The 17226-nt window shown below is 76.3% G+C and carries 15 protein-coding genes; 6 read left to right on the forward strand and 9 right to left on the reverse strand.

Features of this window, described 5'->3' with window-relative positions:
- The first annotated feature begins 207 nt into the window (after positions 1-207).
- Positions 208-1473: an MFS transporter gene (locus tag CLV72_RS15330; protein ID WP_211302877.1), complete on the forward strand. Its 1266-nt coding sequence runs from the start codon at positions 208-210 to the stop codon at positions 1471-1473.
- A gap of 50 nt (positions 1474-1523) precedes the next feature.
- Here CLV72_RS15330 and CLV72_RS15335 read toward each other — a convergent pair whose 3' ends face one another.
- Positions 1524-1898 carry a cupin domain-containing protein gene (locus CLV72_RS15335; RefSeq protein ID WP_106246289.1) on the reverse strand — a complete coding sequence of 125 codons (375 nt, stop codon included), beginning with the start codon at positions 1896-1898 and terminating at the stop codon, positions 1524-1526.
- Between the two features lie 73 nt (positions 1899-1971).
- Here CLV72_RS15335 and CLV72_RS15340 point away from each other — a divergent pair, with 73 nt between their 5' ends.
- Positions 1972-2418, forward strand: a complete 447-nt coding sequence (locus CLV72_RS15340; protein ID WP_106246291.1) for a MarR family winged helix-turn-helix transcriptional regulator — start codon at positions 1972-1974, stop codon at positions 2416-2418.
- Between the two features lie 5 nt (positions 2419-2423).
- Here the strand turns inward: CLV72_RS15340 and CLV72_RS15345 are convergent, their stop codons facing one another.
- Both CLV72_RS15345 and CLV72_RS15350 read right to left on the reverse strand, forming a co-directional pair.
- The gene (locus CLV72_RS15345) at positions 2424-3209 is read right to left on the reverse strand and encodes a class I SAM-dependent methyltransferase (protein ID WP_106246294.1); all 786 of its coding nucleotides are present in this window, start codon (positions 3207-3209) and stop codon (positions 2424-2426) included.
- A 597-nt stretch (positions 3210-3806) separates the two neighbouring features.
- Positions 3807-5057 (reverse strand): coiled-coil domain-containing protein, encoded by a 1251-nt coding sequence (locus CLV72_RS15350; RefSeq protein ID WP_106246297.1) that lies wholly within the window; start codon positions 5055-5057, stop codon positions 3807-3809.
- A 581-nt stretch (positions 5058-5638) separates the two neighbouring features.
- On the opposite strand from CLV72_RS15350, the gene lat reads away from it, so the two are divergent.
- Together lat and CLV72_RS15360 are read left to right on the forward strand one after the other, a co-directional pair.
- A complete protein-coding gene (gene lat, locus CLV72_RS15355) occupies positions 5639-7036 on the forward strand; it encodes an L-lysine 6-transaminase (protein WP_106246300.1) in 1398 nt (465 codons plus the stop codon).
- Between the two features lie 194 nt (positions 7037-7230).
- Complete coding sequence (locus CLV72_RS15360; RefSeq protein WP_106246302.1) at positions 7231-8793, forward strand: aldehyde dehydrogenase family protein; 1563 nt, start codon at positions 7231-7233, stop codon at positions 8791-8793.
- 137 nt (positions 8794-8930) lie between these two features.
- Here CLV72_RS15360 and CLV72_RS33930 read toward each other — a convergent pair whose 3' ends face one another.
- A complete protein-coding gene (locus CLV72_RS33930) occupies positions 8931-9584 on the reverse strand; it encodes a hypothetical protein (protein WP_106246304.1) in 654 nt (217 codons plus the stop codon).
- Between the two features lie 102 nt (positions 9585-9686).
- On the opposite strand from CLV72_RS33930, the gene purB reads away from it, so the two are divergent.
- Positions 9687-11120 carry an adenylosuccinate lyase gene (gene purB, locus CLV72_RS15370; RefSeq protein ID WP_106246307.1) on the forward strand — a complete coding sequence of 478 codons (1434 nt, stop codon included), beginning with the start codon at positions 9687-9689 and terminating at the stop codon, positions 11118-11120.
- Positions 11121-11153: 33 nt separating this feature from the next.
- Here purB and CLV72_RS15375 read toward each other — a convergent pair whose 3' ends face one another.
- From CLV72_RS15375 to CLV72_RS15395, 5 genes are all read right to left on the reverse strand, one after another.
- On the reverse strand, positions 11154-13256 hold the full coding sequence (locus CLV72_RS15375) for a molybdopterin-dependent oxidoreductase (protein WP_106246309.1): 2103 nt from the start codon (positions 13254-13256) through the stop codon (positions 11154-11156).
- Positions 13257-13303: 47 nt separating this feature from the next.
- Positions 13304-14065: an arginase family protein gene (locus CLV72_RS15380; protein WP_170140991.1), complete on the reverse strand. Its 762-nt coding sequence runs from the start codon at positions 14063-14065 to the stop codon at positions 13304-13306.
- A 116-nt stretch (positions 14066-14181) separates the two neighbouring features.
- The gene (locus CLV72_RS15385; protein WP_106246312.1) at positions 14182-15027 is read right to left on the reverse strand and encodes a class I SAM-dependent methyltransferase; all 846 of its coding nucleotides are present in this window, start codon (positions 15025-15027) and stop codon (positions 14182-14184) included.
- Between the two features lie 73 nt (positions 15028-15100).
- Positions 15101-15664 carry a GNAT family N-acetyltransferase gene (locus CLV72_RS15390; RefSeq protein ID WP_106246314.1) on the reverse strand — a complete coding sequence of 188 codons (564 nt, stop codon included), beginning with the start codon at positions 15662-15664 and terminating at the stop codon, positions 15101-15103.
- Positions 15665-15725: 61 nt separating this feature from the next.
- Complete coding sequence (locus tag CLV72_RS15395) at positions 15726-16265, reverse strand: gluconokinase (protein WP_245930222.1); 540 nt, start codon at positions 16263-16265, stop codon at positions 15726-15728.
- A gap of 310 nt (positions 16266-16575) precedes the next feature.
- Between CLV72_RS15395 and CLV72_RS15400 the strand changes: the two genes are divergently transcribed.
- Positions 16576-17223, forward strand: a complete 648-nt coding sequence (locus tag CLV72_RS15400; protein WP_106246319.1) for a YceI family protein — start codon at positions 16576-16578, stop codon at positions 17221-17223.
- The last annotated feature ends 3 nt before the right edge of the window (positions 17224-17226 follow it).

Below are 17226 nucleotides of genomic sequence, written 5' to 3' on the forward strand. Positions count from 1 at the left end.
GCGGACGAAGGGCGGTACCCGCATGCACGGCTCCGTCACCCTCACAGCCCGCTTCCGCGGCTCCGCCCGGCGGCGGTCCGGCTAGGCGCGGGCCGGTCGGTGACCGGCCCCCGCGCACGCGGTCCTCCCGGCGGAGGCGCCCGGGCTGTCCTGCCCGCGCCCCAGGGCGCGTTCAGCATGCCCTTCTCACCGCCAAGGAGCACGTGCGTGTCCGCTGACCGCCGCGCGCGCCGTTCGCGCGCCGCCGCCCCGCCCGCCCCGCTCGGCCCCCGCTTCGCCCGCCTGTGGTGGGCGTCGGCCGTCACCAACCTCGGTGACGGCGCCCTGCTGGCCGCGGGGCCCCTGCTCGTCGCCTCACTCGACCCCCGGCCCGCCGCCGTGGCCGGCGGCGCCCTCGCCCAGCAGCTGCCGTGGCTGCTGTTCGCCCTCGCCTCCGGCGCCCTGGTGGACCGGCTGCCGCGCCGCGCCCTGCTCGTGGCCGCCAACCTGGCGCGCGCCGGCGTGCTGGCGCTGCTGGCGGCCGCCGTGCTGAGCGGCACCGCCGGACTGTGGACCGTTTACCTGGCGCTGTTCCTGCTGGGGACGGGGGAGACCCTGGCCGACACCGCCTACGGCACCCTGGTGGCGGCGGTGGTGCCGCCCGACCGGCTCGGCCGCGCCAACGCGCGGCTGGCCCTGACCCACTCGCTCAACAACCAGCTGCTCGGCCCGCCGCTGGGCGCGCTGCTGTTCGCCGCGGGCCTGGCACTGCCGTTCGGCTTCCACGCGCTCGCCTTCGCGCTGTCGGCGCTGCTGGTGGCCCGCGTCGGCGCGGTGCCGACGCCGCGCCCCGAGCACGCGACCGCGCGCTCGCTGACCGCCGAGGTCGCCGAGGGGCTCGCCTGGCTGTGGCGCGACACCGGGCTGCGCACCCTGGCCGGGTGCATCCTGGTGATGAACCTCGCCGGTGTGGGCACCTTCGCGCTGTGGGTGCTCTACGCCCGCGAGCGCCTGGGGCTGTCCGACGCCGGCTTCGGGCTGTTCATCGCGGCCGGGGCCGTGGGCGGGGTGGCCGGGTCGTGGGTGTACGAGCGGCTGGAGCCCCGGGTGGGGCGGGTGGCGCTGCTGCGCGGCGGGCTGGTGGTGGAGGCGCTGACCTACGCCGCCCTCGCGCTGATCACCCATCCATTGGCGGCCGGGGCGGTGATGGCGCTGTTCGGCGTGCACGCGGTGGTGTGGGGCACCGCCGCCGTCACGGTGCGCCAGCAGGTCACCCCCGCCCACCTGCTCGGACGCGTCACGGGCGCCTACCGGCTGGCCGATCTGGGCGGAGCGGCGCTGGGCGCGCTGCTGGGCGGGGCGGTGGCGACGGCCTTCGGGCTGCTGGCGCCGTTCTGGCTGGCCTTCGCCGCCGTGGGGCTGCTGGCGGCCGTCGCCTGGCGCGGCCTCGGCCGCGTCGCCGCGGCGCCGGGCGAAGCGCCGCGGCCGTCGTGACGGGGTCCGGCGCGGGCCCGGGCGACCCCGGGGCCGTGCCGGGCACCCGGTCAGGCCGCCCAGGGCGGGCTGAGCCAGGACCCGTCGGGCAGTACCGCGCCCAGCCCGGCTCCGGTGGTCACCCATACCGCGGCCGGGCCCTCGCCGGGATTGTCCACGCCCACCACCGACCCGGCGGGCGCCACGGCGGCGTCACCAGGGGCCAACTCGGCGCCAACGCCGTCGATCGTGATGCGCAGCGCGCCGCTGAGCAGGTAGAACACCTCCTCTCTGCTGATGCGGTGCGCGAGCCCGGCCGTCGCGCCGGGCACCTCCAGACGCCAGGCGCGCAGCTCGCCGCCGGCACTGGCCCGGTTGGCGTAGGAGACGAAGCGGGAGCCGTGCGCCTCGTGCACGGTGGCGTCGGCGGCGCGGATGACCGGCATGGAACCTCCTGGATATGGTCAAGTAGCTTGACTATATCGTCAAGCGGCTTGACGGATATGTCAAACTGGCCGGGTGCACAGCGACGACGCGCTCAGCCTGGCCGCCGTGTTCCTCGCCGCCGGACGGGGCCTGGTGGACGCCATCCATGCCGACGTGACCGCGCACGGCTACCGCGACCTGCGCCCGGTCCACGGCTTCGCCTTCTCCCGGCTCGCCCCCGACGGCGCCACCGTCAGCGAACTCGCCGCCCACCTCGACGTCACCAAGCAGGCGGCCAGCCAGATGGTCGACGAACTGGTCCGCAAGGGCTACGTCCAGCGCCGTGCGCACCCCGCCGACGCGCGCGCCCGCCTGGTCGTCCTCACCGAGCGCGGCCGCGCCTGCACCCGCGCCGCCGAACGCGCCGCCCAGGCGGCGCTGCGCCCGTGGGCCGCCGAACTGGGGGAGCGGCGGCTGCGCGAACTCGCCGCCGACCTCGCCCGGGTGGCCCCGGGCGGCCCGCTGCGTCCCATCTGGTAGCGCCGCTAGGCGGGGACGGCCCGCACCAGGACCAGGGAGCCCTCCAAGTGCGGTCGGCGGCGCAGGGCGCCGTGCCGCTCGTCCCAGGCACCCGATTCCAGGTCGCGCCGCAGCGCGTCGGCGTAGCGGTCGGCGAGTTCGGGCGGCACGAAGCTCCACGCCGAGCAGGCCCGGCGCGCCGCGGGGTCCAGCAGCCGCTCCGGGCGGGCGTAGTAGGCCTCGTTGAAGCCGTCGGAGCAGTCGGCCGGGATCGGGACCCGGCGGACGGCGGCCCGGCCGCCCAGGGCGGCGGTGATGTCGGCGACCGGCGGGTGGCGGCGCGCCTCGGTGTCGCACACCAGCGGCGCGTACTCGTACAGCCAGAAGTCGCGCACCAGGTCCGGATCGCAGGTCAGCACCACCACGGGGCCGCGCGCCACCCGGCGCATCTCGCGCAGGCCGGCCGCCGGGTCGGCCCACTGGTGCACACTGAAGGTCGTCATCGCCGCGTCGAAGGCATCGTCGCCGAACGGCAGCCGCTCGGCCACCGCGTCGACGGCGGGCGGCAACCGGGCGGGCCGCTGCGCCCGCATCGCCGCCGACGGCTCCACCGCGGCGACCCGCGCCGACACCGGCTCGTAGGAACCCGCGCCCGCGCCGACGTTCACCACGCTCTCCGCGCCGCCCAGCGCCTCGGCCACCGCGGCCGCGATCCGCGGATCGGGCCTGCGGTGCTCGCGGTAGCCCGGGCCGATCGCCCCGTAGTCGGCGTCCCCGGCGCTCCCGTCGGCCCGCCGCGCCCCCGTGTCCATGGTCCGACGCTAGCGCCGCAGCGCGCCGCCCGGAGAGCCCGCCGCCGCGGCCGTCACTCTGCCGCCGGAGTACCGTCCGGTTCGCCACGGGGACGGCCGATGGGGACCGGCGGTGTTCACCGCGGCCGTCGCCCGGCTCCGCTGCGCCGACGCCCCCGCCGCCACGACGGCACCGATGCGACGGACCCCTGTTCACCGGGCGAGAGCTTGGTCTCCGGGGCCGTCACGCTGGGCGGCGGGGCCGCGCCGGTGGTTCCGGTCCTCCCCGCTGCCGGACCCCGCGGTGCCGGCAGCAGGCGTGCGGTACGGCTGCGGCGACGTTCTCAGCGGCGCGGCCGGGGCGCCGTCGGCGGCCGTCGCGGCTCTGCGCGGTCGGCCCCTGTTCTTTTTCGTGAACCCACCGCGCGGCCCGGCGGTGGACCGGCACCCGGGCCCGCCCGACATCGGAGAAGCTGCGTCGCCTTCACGGTTCGAGTAAGGAGACCGTTGCGAGCAAGGTGTGTTCATCCAGGCCGGATCGCGACGAACGTTGCAATGGGCGGGAGAGGCGACGCGACGAAGGACCGCCGTCCATCGCACTGGTCGAAGGGGTGACCGCTATGCCGGCGGCGGCGTGTCGCGCTCGGCCGTGCGGGGGCCGGCGCGCAGGCGGTCGACCTCGGCGAGGAGCTGGTCGAGCTGGCGTTCGGCGCGCTCGGCGCGGGCGAGGGTCTGGGCGCGGGCCTCGTCCAGGGCGGCGAGGCGGGCGGCGGCGGTGTCGCGCTCGGCCGCCACGGCGGCGGCGAGGGCGTCGCGGGCGGAGTCGTGCTGCCTGGCCAAATCGGCGCGGAGCGCGACCAGCTCCTCGGCGGACGCGCGGCGCGCCTCGGCGAGTTCGGCACGCGTGTCGCGCAGCCCGGTACGCGCCTCGGCCAGTTCGCGCTCGGCGCGCTCGGCGGCGACCTCGGCGCGTTCGGCCCGCACGATCGCCTGCTCGCGTTCGGCGCGCTCGGCGGCGATCCGGGCCGCGAAGGCGTCGCGGGCCTCCTCCAGTTCGGCCGCCGCCCCCGCGCGCACCCGCCGCAGCTCTTCGGCGGCCTCGCGGCGGGCGGTCCGCTCGCCGTCCTGGGCGGCGGCCACCCGGCGGTCGGCGTCCTCGCGGGCGGCCGCGACGAGGCGGTCGGCCTCGCGCACCGCCTCGTCGCGTTCGGCGAGGGCGGCCACGCGCTCCTTGAGGGCCTGGTCGCGCTCGGCCTCGGCCGCCGCCAGCGCCTCGCGTGCGGCCTCGCGTTCGGCGAAGGCGTCGGCGGCGAGCCGTTCGGCCTCCTCGGCGGTGCTCCCGGCGTCGGCGGCCGCCGCCGCGGCGTCGTCGCGCTCGCGCTCGGCCTCGCGCCGCAGCCGGTCGGACTCCACCGCCGCCGCGCGCGCCTCGGCCACGCGCCGGTCGGCGTCGGCCTGGGCGGCGCGCACCTGGGTCTCGGCCGCGGCCGGGTCGGCCAGCGCCGACAGCTCGCGCACCGCGCCGCCGAGGGTCGCCTCCAGCCGCCGCGCCTGCTCGCGGAACTCCCCGAGCAGCCGGTCGGCGCTGAGCCTGGCCGCCGTGACCGGCGCGTAGGGCGCGCCGTCGGCACCGGCCGCCTCCGGGGAGGCTGAGCCCTGCGCGTCGGCGCCCGCCTGGCTCAGCCGCTGCCGCTCCCGCCAGGCCCGCCAGCGGGTGTGCTCGGGCAGATCGCAGTACTCCGGCGGCCGCCCCGGCCCGGCCGCCCGGGCCGTCGGCCGCGAGCAGCCGGGAAAATTGCAGGTGGAGGAGGTGGCGGACCCGCCACCGACCGACGGCGCCGCCGTGCCGGTCCTCGTTTCCTCAGACACCCGTCCGAGCGTAGTGGACGCCGCCCCGCCCGGGCCCGCCGCCGGGGAGACCGCCCGACCCGGCCCGTGCGGCCCGCGCCCGCGGGCCGAAGACCCCGCCGAGCCGGGCCACCCCGGCACATACCACCGCGGCCCGCGATCGGCGAACCGGCCGTCCACAGGCGCCGCCGCGAACCCGTCGTCATCCACAACCGGTCGGTAGCAGGCGCCGCGGCGCACCGCGGCGCGCGAGACTGGATGTGGGGTCGCCCCCCTGGGCGGGCGGGGGAGGGACGCGCGGGGGAGTTGCGCGCGAAGTAGGGGCGGCGGACGGGGTGATCTGAGCCGATGGCCCGGCCCGGGCCGCGGCGCGAGGCGCGGCCGATCCCGGCGGGGGCCCGATGGCGCACGGTGGAGGTCGCGGGCGCCCGGATCGGCCGGGGTGCGCGGCGCGGTGCGCCGGCCCGCCGCCGGGGTCGCGTGAGACTGTGGCCGAAACCGCGCCGGCCGGGGTAGTGGGGCCGTTGACGCGTGCGATCAGATGACGTAAGAATCGCGTTAAGGTGGGCATACTTCAGAAGAACTTTCACCAGGAGGATCGGATGGCGGAAACTATTGCGTTCGACGCGGTCGCGTCCTCCGGGGCGAACCCGCCTGGTCGCTCCAGCGCCGCGACCGCCGTCGACCCCGGCCAGGTCCTGGACGTCCTCGGCCGGCACATGCTGGTCGACGGCTTCCGGCTCGTACTGGACCTCGCCAAGAGCCAGGGATCCTGGCTGGTCGACGCGCACGACGGCCGCCGCTACCTCGACCTGTACTCGTTCTTCGCGTCCGCGCCGCTCGGCCTGAACCCCAAGGGGCTCGCCGACGACCCCGCGTTCATGGCCGAACTCGCCGGGGTCGCCGCGAACAAGCCGGCCAACTCCGACGTGTACACCACCCAGCTCGCCGAGTTCACCGAGACCTTCGCGCGGGTCCTGGGCGACCCGCGCCTGCCGCACCTGTTCTTCGTCGAGGGCGGCGCCCTCGCGGTGGAGAACGCGCTGAAGACCGCCTTCGACTGGAAGAGCCGCCACAACGAGGCCCGCGGGCGCGACCCCCGCCTGGGCGGCCGCGTCCTGCACCTCACCCGCGCCTTCCACGGCCGCAGCGGCTACACCATGTCGCTCACCAACACCGACCCCGGCAAGACCGCCCGGTACCCGGCCTTCGACTGGCCGCGCATCGAGGTGCCCGCCATCCGCTTCCCCGAGGCCGAGCACACCGAGGAACTGCTCGCCGCCGAGGAACGCGCCCTGGCCCAGGCCCGCGCCGCCTTTGCCGTGCACCCCAACGACATCGCCTGCTTCATCGCCGAACCCATCCAGGGCGAGGGCGGCGACAACCACATGCGGCCGGAGTTCCTGCAGGCCGTGCAGCGGCTGTGCCACGAGCACGACGCCCTGTTCATCGTGGACGAGGTGCAGACCGGCGTCGGCGCCACCGGCACCGCCTGGGCCTACCAGCAGCTGGGCCTCAGCCCCGACATCGTCGCCTTCGCCAAGAAGGCCCAGGTCGGCGGCATCATGGCGGGCGGCCGCGTGGACGAGGTGCCCGACAACGTCTTCGCCGTACCGGGGCGCATCAACTCCACCTGGGGCGGCGGCCTGGCCGACATGGTCCGCTCCCGCCGCATCCTGGAGATCATCGAGCGCGAGCACGTGTTCGAGCACTCGGCCCAGACCGGCGCCTGGTTCCTCGACGAGCTGCGCGAACTGGCCGCCGGCCGGCCCGCGCAGCTGTCCAACGCCCGCGGCCGCGGCCTGATGCTCGCCGTCGACCTGCCCGACCCGCAGGTCCGCGACGCGGCGCTGACCCGGCTCATCCGCGACGAGCAGGTGGTCGCGCTGCCCTCGGGCGAGCGCGCCATCCGCTTCCGGCCCGCCCTGACCATCACCCGCGACGACCTCGCCCACGGCCGCGACGCCCTGGCCCGGGCGCTGGACGCGCTGGACCGCTGAAGGAGGCGGGGCCGCCGCCCGAACCGGCCCCGCCCCGGCACCCGCGGCCGCACCGATCCCCGGCCGCGGGTGCCGACGCGCCACGGCACCCCCGCCACCCGGCCTTCGGCCCGCGCCGCCGGCCCCGTGGTAGGAACGGCGCAGGCGCCGCCCGCGCCGCGCGCCCCCACCCGACCCCACCGAGAGGAAGCCCCGTGACCGACGCCGCCGCCGGAACCCTCGCCTCCCGCGTCGCCGGAAAGGACACCGGCTCCGCGTCCGTCTACTCCTCCGTCTACCCGGGCGAGCTGTCCGCCCCGCCGCTGCGGGTCCGGCTGGCCACCGCCGAGGAGTTCCGCGACGCCGCTGCCTCCGCCGCCCGCGCCCAGCGCGAGTGGGCCCGCCTGCCCGCCCCCGTGCGCGGCCAGGTCGTCGCCAACATCGGCCGGCTGGTGGCCCGCAACAAGGAGGCGCTGTCGCGCACCGTCACCCGCGACATCGGCAAGCCCATCGCCGAGGCGCGCGGCGAGGTGCAGGAGATCATCGACACCTGCGACTTCTTCCTCGGCGAGGGCCGCCGCCTGTACGGGCAGACCGTGCCCTCGGAGATGCCTGACAAGCAGCTGTTCACCTTCCGCAACCCCGTCGGCGTCGTCGCCGTCGTCACCGCCGGCAACTTCCCCGTCGCGGTGCCCTCCTGGTACATCGTTCCGGCGCTGCTGTGCGGCAACGGCGTGGTGTGGAAGCCCGCCGAGTACGCCGCCGCCAGCGCGCACTCCTTCTACGAGCTGCTGGTGCGGGCCGGCCTGCCCGAGGGGCTGCTCAACCTGGTCTACGCCGACGGCGAGCAGACCTTCGCCGGACTGGACCTGGCCCTGGGCGAGGGACTGGTCGGCAAGGTCGGCTTCACCGGCTCCACCGAGGTGGGCCGGCGCATCGGCGAGCTGTGCGGCCGCCACCTGCAGTCGCCCTGCCTGGAACTGGGCGGCAAGAACCCCATGGTGGTGGCGCCCAGCGCCGACCTGGACCTGGCCGTGGAGGGCGCGCTGTTCTCCGGCTTCGGCTCCGCCGGGCAGCGCTGCACCTCGCTGGGCACCGTCATCGTGCACGAGTCCGTCCACGACGCCTTCGTCGAGCGCTTCGCCGCCGCCGTGTCGGCCGCCCCCGTCGGCGACCCGACCCGCGAGGTGGTCTACGGGCCGCTGCTGGCGCCCAAGTTCGCCGAGCGCTACGAGACCTACCTGGACTGGATCGGCGCCCACCACACCGTGCACGGCTCCTCGGCCGTCGGCCGCATCACCGCCGCCGACCCGCGTGCGGGCTTCGTCGGCGACCCCGAGGACGGCCTGTACTACCACCCCGTCGTCGTCGACGGCGTGCGCCCCGACGACGACCTGTTCCGGCAGGAGACCTTCGGGCCCATCGTCGGCGTCACCACCTACCGCACCCTGGAGGAGGCCATCGAGCTGGGCAACCTCCCCGGCTACGGGCTGTCGGCCGCCATCTACACCCGCGACCCCCAGGAGGTGTTCGGCTTCCGCACCGGCAACGGCGCCGGGATGCTCAGCGTGAACAACTCCACCTCCGGCGCCGAGGCGCACCTGCCCTTCGGCGGCAACGGCCTGTCCGGCAACGGCAGCCGCCAGTCGGGCATGTGGGTGCTCGACCAGTTCACCCGCTGGCAGTCGATGAACTGGGACCACTCCGGGCGGCTGCAGAAGGCGCAGATGGACGTCGACCACCCCGTCGCCGAGCTCGACTTCGACCTGCCCGCCTGACATCGGGGCGCGCCGTGTGTCAGCGGCGCGCCAGCGGGCACAGAACCAGGTGCGGCGGTGCGCAGGGAGGGGGCGCACCGCCGCTCCTCTTGCGCGCGGCCGCCACGCGCCCGCGAATCAGCCTCCTCCGGGGCCGGTCACGGCCCGTCCGCGGCGCGCAGCGCGTCGACCGCCCGCTTGGCCTCGGCCAGGCCCGCCCCGGTGCGCTCGCGCACCAGTTTGACCGCCTCGATCGTGCGCCCCTGGCGGGCCAGCGCCCGCGCGGCCTCGCGCACATCCTCGGGCAGCCCGCCCGCGCCGGCGGGAGTCGGCAGCGGCCGGCCGGCCGCGAGCGCGTCGACGAGCTCCACGGCCTCGGACAGGCCAAGGCCGGTGCGCTCGCGGACCACCTTGACCGCCTCGATCGTCCGGCCGCGGCCCAGCAGCTCCAGCGCCTGGTCGCGCACCGCGTCGGGCAGGCCCCGGCCCGGCGGCCGGGGCGGGGCGGTGCCGCCGGCCGGCGGCACCGGCAGGGCGCCGTCCGCCCGCAGCGCGTCCACGATCTGCTTGGCGTCGGCCAGGCCCACCCGCAGCGCGAGCCGGACCACCTTGATCGCCTCGATGTCGCGGCCCTGGCCGATCAGCTCCAGGGCCCGCTGCTGCACCTGCTCAGGCACCGCCGGGGGCTGCGCGCGGGTCGGCGCGCCGATGCCGCGCGGCCCGCGCCGCCTGCGGCGCGCCTCGGCCGCGGCGGCCGACGCCAGCAGTCCGGCGGTGATGAGCACGACGATCGTGATCTGGATCGGGTCCATCCCGGCATCCTAGGAGGAAGCGCACCCGCACCGGCCGGGCGCGCGGCGGCCGCCTCCGGCCGGGCACGGCCCCGCCCGGCCCAGCCGCTAAGCTGGCGCGATGTGACGACGTCCAAGCCGCGCATCCCCAACGTCCTGGCCGGCCGCTACGCCTCGGCGCCCCTGGCCGCCCTGTGGTCGCCCGAGAACAAGGTCGTGCTGGAGCGGCGGCTGTGGCTGGCCGTGCTGCGCGCCCAGGCCGACCTCGGGGTGGCGGTGCCCGCCGAGGCGGTCGCCGACTACGAGCGGGTGCTGGAGCGCGTCGACCTCGCGTCCATCGCCGAGCGCGAGCGCCGCACCCGCCACGACGTCAAGGCGCGCATCGAGGAGTTCAACGCCCTGGCCGGGCACGAGCACGTCCACAAGGGCATGACCTCGCGCGACCTCACCGAGAACGTCGAGCAGCTGCAGGTGCGGCTGAGCCTGGAGCACGTGCGCGACCGCACGGTCGCGGTGCTGGCCCGCCTGGCCCTGCTGGCCGCCGAGCACGCCGACCTGGTGATGGCCGGGCGCTCCCACAACGTCGCCGCGCAGGCCACCACGCTGGGCAAGCGCTTCGCCACCGCCGCCGAGGAGCTGCTTGCGGCCTACGAGCGGCTGGAGGGGCTGCTGGACCGCTACCCGCTGCGCGGCGTCAAGGGCCCGGTCGGCACCGCCCAGGACATGCTCGACCTGCTGGGCACCCCCGAGCGGCTGGCCGAGCTGGAGCGGCGGGTGGCCGCGCACCTGGGCTTCGCCCGCACCCTCACCAGCGTCGGCCAGGTCTACCCGCGCTCGCTGGACTACGAGGTGCTGACCACCCTGGTGCAGCTGGCCGCCGCGCCGGGCAGCCTGGCGCTGACCATCCGGCTGATGGCCGGGCACGAACTGGTCACCGAGGGCTTCCAGCCCGGCCAGGTCGGCTCCAGCGCCATGCCGCACAAGATGAACACCCGCTCCTGCGAGCGGGTCAACGGGCTCGGCGTGGTGCTGCGCGGGTACGCGTCCATGGCGTCGGAGCTGGTGGGCGACCAGTGGAACGAGGGCGACGTGTCGTGCTCGGTGGTGCGCCGGGTCGCGCTGCCCGACGCCTTCTTCGCCTTCGACGGGCTGGTGGAGACCTTCTTGACCGTGCTGGCGGAGTTCGGCGCCTACCCGGCCGTCATCGCCGCCGAACTCGACCGCTACCTGCCCTTCCTGGCCACCACCAAGGTGCTGATGGCGTCGGTGCGCGCCGGGGTGGGGCGCGAGCGCGCCCACGAGGCGATCAAGGAGCACGCCGTGGCGGTGGCGCTGGGCATGCGCGAGAAGGGCGAGCGCGGCAACGACCTGATGCAGCGGCTGGCCGCCGACGAGCGGGTCCCGCTGGACCTGCCCGCGCTGCGGGCGCTGCTGGCCGACCCGATCACCTTCACCGGTGCGGCCGGCCCGCAGGTGGCCGCGGTAGTGGAGCGGGTGGGGGAGATCACCGCCCGCCACCGCGAGGCGGCCGGCTACCTTCCCGGCGCGATCCTGTGATCCCTGGCCGCCGAGCGCGCCCCGCCGCGCGGGTCACGGGCAGCGCTCCACCGTCACCGGCACCCCGTTGAACACCGCCGTGCCCGACGCCGGGTCCAGTACGGCCGGGTCGGTGACGTCGTTGGCGCTGGCCCCGGGAACGGCGGCGGCGACTCCCAGCCGGACGCCGGGGCGGCCGTGGCCGAAGCCGTGCGGGAGGCTGACGGCGCCCGGCATGATCTCGGCGCTGGCCCGCACCGGGACCAGCACCTCGCCCGCCGCCGAGCGCAGCCGCACCCGCTCGCCGTCGGCGATACCGCGCACCGCCAGGTCGTCGGGGTGCATCAGCAGGTGGTCGCGGCGCCCGCCCTTGGTCAGCGTGGGGTGGTTGTGCATCCAGGAGTTGTTGGACCGCAGGTGGCGGCGGCCGATCAGCAGCAGCTCCGGGCCGGACGGGCGGTCCAGCAGCGCCGCCGCGGCATCGGTGGCGGCGGCGACCAGCGCGTCGGGGGCGGCGTGCACCCGGTGGTCGGAGGTGGCCAGCCGCCCGGGCAGGCTCGGGGTGAGCGGCCCCAGGTCCACGCCGCTGCGGCGGGCGGCGACCCGCCGCAGCGACAGCCGGTAGGGGCCGCTGCGCAGTCCCAGGTCCACGATCAGCCGGGGTGAGGCGGCCAGGGTGAGCCGGTCGGACCAGGAGCCGGCTCCGCGCACCCGGCGCCGGTAGGCGCGGGCCAGGTCGCGGAAGACCTCCCAGTCGTGGCGGGCGCCGTCGGGGCGGGGCAGCGGCGCGGGGGTGAAGCGGGCCGTGTTGCGCACCGCGAGCAGGTGCAGGGCCAGGTCGTAGTGGTCGCGCTCCAAAGGCGGGGTGGGCGGCAGGATCACGTGGGCGTGGCGGGTGGTCTCGTTGACGTAGAAGTCGACGGCGGCCATGAAGTCCAGCCCGGCCAGGGCCGTGTCCAGCCGGTCGCCGCCGGGCGCCGACAGCACCGGGTTGCCCGCGACGGTGAGCAGGGCGCGCACCCGGTCGGGGCCGGGCGCGGCGATCTCCTCGGCCAGCGCGGCGGCCGGAAGTTCGCCGCCGAACTCCGGCAGGCCGCGCACCCGGCTGCGCCAGCGCCCGCTGCGGCCCGGGTTGAGCCGGCCGATCGGGTCGACGGCGGGGCGGGCCAGCAGGGTGCCGCCGGGGCGGTCCAGATTGCCGGTGACGATGTTGAGCAGCTGGATCGCCCAGTGGCAGGCGGTGCCGTGGCGCTGGGTGGACACCCCGGTGCGGCCGTAGGCGGCGGCCGCGGGGGAGGCGGCGAAGTCGCGGGCAAGGCGGCGTACGGTGTCGGCGGCCACCCCGGTCGCGGCTGCGGCGCGCTCGGGGGTGAACGGGTCGACGGCCGCGCGCACCCGGTCCAGGCCGGTGACGTAGTCGGCCGGGGCGGCCAGGTCCTCGTCGAGGATGGTCCGCACCATCGCCAGCAGCAGCGCGGCGTCGGTGCCGGGGCGGACGAAGTGGTGCTCATCGGCGAGCCGGGCCGTCTCGGTGCGGCGCGGGTCGAGCACCACCAGCCGCCCGCCGCGCCCGCGCAGTTCGCGCAGCCGCCGGGTGATGCCCGGCGCCGACATGAGGCTGCCGTTGGACACGGCCGGGTTGGCGCCGATGACCAGCAGGTGGCGGACGCGGTCCACGTCGGGCACCGGCAGCAGCCACTGGTCGCCGTACAGGCCGCGTGAGACGACCTGGTGGGGCAGCTGGTCCAGGGAGCTGGCCGAGAAGCGGTTGCGGCTGCCCAGCATCCGCACCAGCGGCGGGCCGTGGGTCATGGTGCCGAGGCTGTGCACGCCCGGGTTGCCCAGGTAGGTGGCGACGGCGTCGGCGCCGTGGCGCAGCCGGGCGCCGGCCAGCCCCTCGGCGGTCAGCTCCAGCGCCTCCCGCCACGAGACGCGCTGCCAGCCGTCGGCGGTGCGCCGCACCGGGTGGCGCAGCCGGTCGGGGTCGTCCTGCACATCGCGCAGCGCGACCGCCTTGGGGCAGATGTGGCCGCGCGACAGGGGGTCGTCGGGGTCGCCGCGGATCTCGGCGACGCGGTCGCCGTCGACACTGATCCGCAGCCCGCACATGGCCTCGCACAGCGTGCACGCGGCCTGCCGCTCACCGAGGGGCTCCATGTCGTATGTGTACCAGCGCGGGGCCCCCGGACGCGCGTGGGGGTCAGTCAGCCCGCAACCGCGGCGGCGGCCAGCAGTCGGGCGCGTACCCCGGGGGCGGGCGCGGCACCGGGGTGCCAGGGGCAGGCGAGGTCCACCGCGGCCACCCGCCCCGTGGCGGCGACCCGGGCCACGGCGGCCAGCACCTGCTCGGTCGACGGGCCGCCAGGAGCGGGGTAGCGCAGGCCGGGCAGCTCGGCGGCGTCGATCACGTCGACGTCCAGGTGCAGCAGCAGCGGCCCATCGGGCAGGTCGGCGGCGGTCAGCTCCGCCACCGCGCGGCGGCCGACCCGCGAGGCGGCCAGGTAGGCGGCCTCGGGCGGGTCGAGGTCGCGGGCGCCGACCAGCAGCGCCCGCTCCTCGGGCAGCGCGGCCAGGCCGAGCCGGTCGGCGATCGCCCCGGGCCGGTAGCCCAGCAGTACCCGCAGCGGCATGCCGCCCAGGTAGCCCGAGGCGGTGGTCTCCTGGGTCTGCACGTCGCCGTGGGCGTCGAACCAGACGACGGAGGCGTCCACCCCGGCGCGGCGCAGCCCGGCGGCGGTGCCCAGCGAGGCGGTGCAGTCGCCCGAGACGACCACCGGCGCCGCTCCGGCGCGCACCTCGCGCTCGACCGCTTCGGCCACCACCGCGTACAGCGCCGCCATCCGGGTCCACCGGTCGCCCTCGGGCAGCTCGGCCGTGACGGCGAGCGTGCCGGGCTCTCCGGCGCCGGGCAGCTCCAGGCCGGGCAGGTGTTCGTCGAGGTGGTAGGGCACCTGGATCACGGTCATGGTCGAACGCTAGCCCAGGGCCGTGACGGTGCGGAGCGGCGCGGGTCCGTCATGGGGACGGCGGGCGCCGTGCTCGGCCGGGTGTCGGACACGGAGCCGCCTTCCGGCGGCCCCGGTCAGCCGCCGTCCGCGCCCTCGGCCCGGTAGAGGTTCATCTGGTACAGCCGGTTCGCGGCGCCGCCGACGGCGGCGCCCAGGTAGGGCAGCGCGCGCCACCACGGCGCCGCGCCGGCCACGGCGTCGTCGGGGGGCTGCGCCAGGTTGCGGGAGGCCAGCAGCCGCAGGCCCAGGCCCCAGTGCTCCAGTTCCGCGGGGTCGTCGCAGGTCCACGAGACGCGGGCCCGGGTGTGGCGCAGGGAGTCGTGGGCGTCCTGGGTGGCGGTGAACAGGGTGCCCGCGGTGTCGAGGGCGATCCAGGCGCCCGGGAAGCGCGCGCCGATCAGCCCGAGCGCGCGCCGCACCTGCGACTGGCGCAGGTACAGCAGCACCGCCTCGGCGGTGAACAGGTAGGGGCCCGGGAAGCGCGCCACCGTGTCCAGCCAGCCGCCCTCCACCGCCGAGCCGGTCACCATCACCCGGCGGTCGCTCTCGGCGAACAGCGAGCGGCGCAGCTCCATCGCGTCGGGCAGGTCCATCTCCACCCAGTGCGCCCGGCCGTTGTCGCAGCGCTCGAAGCGGGTGTTGAGCCCGGCGCCGATCTCCACCACGGTGCCGCCGGGGTGGCGGTGCAGGAAGCCGCGCACCCAGCCGTCGAAGACCAGCGAGCGCAGCACCGAGCCGATGATGCTGGGGCCGGTGCCGAACTTGTCGAAGTCGTAGTCGAGGGCGCCGGCGACCCGCACCGCCTCGGGGTCGCGCAGCAGCGGGCGGTCCTTGCGCGTCTCGCGCGCCCGCGCGTGCAGCGGGATCAGCATGGTCTCCTGGACCGCTCCCAGCCTTGGTGCGCGTGTCCTGGCCGTCATCGGGCCCCCTCTCGTCGACGCCGTGCCGCCACCAGCCTGCCCGGTGCCGTGCCCGGGGCGCACGCCGGGGCGGCTATACCTCGCCGAAGGGGTGGCGGGCGGCGAACTCGGGCGCGGTGATGCCGAACAGCAGCACGTCGTGGCGGCGCCCGGCGAAGAACTCGTGCTCGCGCAGCCGCCCCTCCTGGACGAAGCCCATGCTCAGGTGCAGCGCGATCGAGGGCTCGTTGAAGGCGAAGACCGACGCCTCGCACTTGTGGTAGCGGCGCTCGCCGAACATGAAGGCCAGCAGCAGCCGCACCGCCTCCGAGGCGTAGCCCTTGCGGCGGTGCTGGGCGGCGACGGACACCCCGTAGTAGAAGCTGCCCTTGCGCGGGTCGACGGCGTGGGTGGACACCGAGCCGACCAGTTCGCGGCTCTTCAGCGCCTCGATGCCGACCATGAACGCGTCACCGGTGGGCACCTGGCCCGCCTTGTCGCCGGCCCAGCGCTGGTAGGCGGCGGCGGAGCGGGGCGGCCACACCTGGTCGGCGCGGCGGGTGTCGGTGGTCGACTGGTCGAAGGCCATGAAGGCCGACCAGTCGCCGGGTTCGATCGCGCGCAGCCGGACCCGCCGGCCGGTCCACAGTGACGTCACCCGGACAGACTAGGCCCGTGCGCGCCGGCGGCGGACCGGCCGGTGCGGCGGCGGGGTCCCGTCAGCGCGACGGTCCGCGCAGCGGCGGCAGGGTGGCGCCCGCGGTGCGCAGCCGCCGCAGCGCCGCCTCGGCGACCTCGGCCGCGCGGCCGCCGGCGTCCACGGCGATGCCGGGCTCGCCGGGCTCCAGCGGCTCCAGGTCGGCGTACTGGGAGGGCAGCAGGTCGGCGGGCATGAAGTGCGCCGGGCGGCGCTCGATCCGGTCGGCGACCACCTCCGGATCGGTGGCGAGGTAGACGAACCAGATCTCCGACAGGGGGGTGTCGTCAGGCAGGTCGCCCTCGCGCAGCAGGTCGCGGTAGCGGCGTTTGAGGGCCGAGCAGGTGACCACCCCGCCGGTGCCGTAGCGGCGGCGTCCGGCGATCCAGCGGGCGATGGCGCGCAGCCACGGCTGGCGTGCCGCCTCGTCCAGGGCGACGCCGGAGCGCATCCGGTTGATGTTGGCCGGGGGGTGGAAGTCGTCGGCCTCGGCGAACTCCAGGCCGAGCCGGTCGGCCAGCAGCCGGCCGACGGTGCTCTTGCCCGATCCGGCGACACCCATGATCACCAGGACCGGAGCGCGGAGGGCGGGTGGGCTGTGGGGGGTCCTTCGCGCGGGTTCCATGCCTATGTCCTGTCCACATTGCCGTCTGGGCAACACTTCCGGCGACGATCCCCGGACGGGTACTTCTCGGCGCCGTGTCCGCCTAGCCGTGAATATCTCGATCCGGTGTCTGTGTAGAGCCGTGCACCAATAGTCGGTAGTGTCCGCGATCGACAGCGGAGGACGGGCCGGCGGACCGCCGCGCGGCCGGTCCGTCCCGACGAAGCGGCAGGCCGGGTCCGGCGCGCCGACGACGGAGGTGTCCACCATGAGCATCACCGGATCCGGCGCGACGCCCGGCCCGGACGCGTTCGCGACCGGCGGCTCAGCCGCCGCGGTGCCGCCCCCGGGCACCTGGTACATCGAGCCGATCCACTCCAGCATCGGCTTCGTCGCCCGCTTCCAGCACTTCGGCCGCATCCAGGGCCGCTTCGGCCTGGTGTCGGGGGTGGTGTGGATCGGGGAGCGGCCCCAGGAGAGCTCCGCCAGTGTGAGCGTCGAGGTAGGCAGTATCGACACGGGCATCGCCAAGCGCAACGCGCACCTGACCTCGCCCGACTTCTTCGACGCGGCCGAGCACCCGCAGATCGTCTGGCACGGCAGCAGTGTGGAGCCCGCGGCCGGCGGCCGCGACTGGATCTTCCACGGCGAGCTGACGATCAAGACGACCACCCGGCCGGTGTCGCTGGTCGGCCGGTTCCTCGGCGAGGAGCCCTACCCCTTCGGCGACGCCCGCCAGATCAGCTTCACCGCGCGCGCCACCATCGACCGCTTCGACTTCGGCGTCGAGGGCATGCCGCCGATCCCCGGCGCCGGCCTGTTCGTCGGCCGCGAGGTCGACATCGTGCTGGACGTGGCGCTGATCGACACCGACATCCGCTTCTTCACGCACCGGTTCCTGGCCGAGCCGCGCTGAGCC

This window comes from Allonocardiopsis opalescens (genome assembly GCF_003002095.1).
GTDB lineage: Bacteria > Actinomycetota > Actinomycetes > Streptosporangiales > Streptosporangiaceae > Allonocardiopsis > Allonocardiopsis opalescens.

Bases quoted from the DNA above. Each gene is read 5' to 3' on its own strand.
- CLV72_RS15335 (WP_106246289.1), bottom strand. From the start codon at position 1,898: ATGCCGGTCATCCGCGCCGCCGACGCCACCGTGCACGAGGCGCACGGC.
- CLV72_RS15345 (WP_106246294.1), bottom strand. From the start codon at position 3,209: ATGGACACGGGGGCGCGGCGGGCCGACGGGAGCGCCGGGGACGCCGAC.
- lat (WP_106246300.1), top strand. From the start codon at position 5,639: ATGGCGGAAACTATTGCGTTCGACGCGGTCGCGTCCTCCGGGGCGAAC.
- CLV72_RS33930 (WP_106246304.1), bottom strand. From the start codon at position 9,584: ATGGACCCGATCCAGATCACGATCGTCGTGCTCATCACCGCCGGACTG.
- CLV72_RS15375 (WP_106246309.1), bottom strand. From the start codon at position 13,256: ATGGAGCCCCTCGGTGAGCGGCAGGCCGCGTGCACGCTGTGCGAGGCC.
- CLV72_RS15380 (WP_170140991.1), bottom strand. From the start codon at position 14,065: ATGACCGTGATCCAGGTGCCCTACCACCTCGACGAACACCTGCCCGGC.
- CLV72_RS15385 (WP_106246312.1), bottom strand. From the start codon at position 15,027: ATGACGGCCAGGACACGCGCACCAAGGCTGGGAGCGGTCCAGGAGACC.
- CLV72_RS15395 (WP_245930222.1), bottom strand. From the start codon at position 16,265: ATGGGTGTCGCCGGATCGGGCAAGAGCACCGTCGGCCGGCTGCTGGCC.
- CLV72_RS15400 (WP_106246319.1), top strand. From the start codon at position 16,576: ATGAGCATCACCGGATCCGGCGCGACGCCCGGCCCGGACGCGTTCGCG.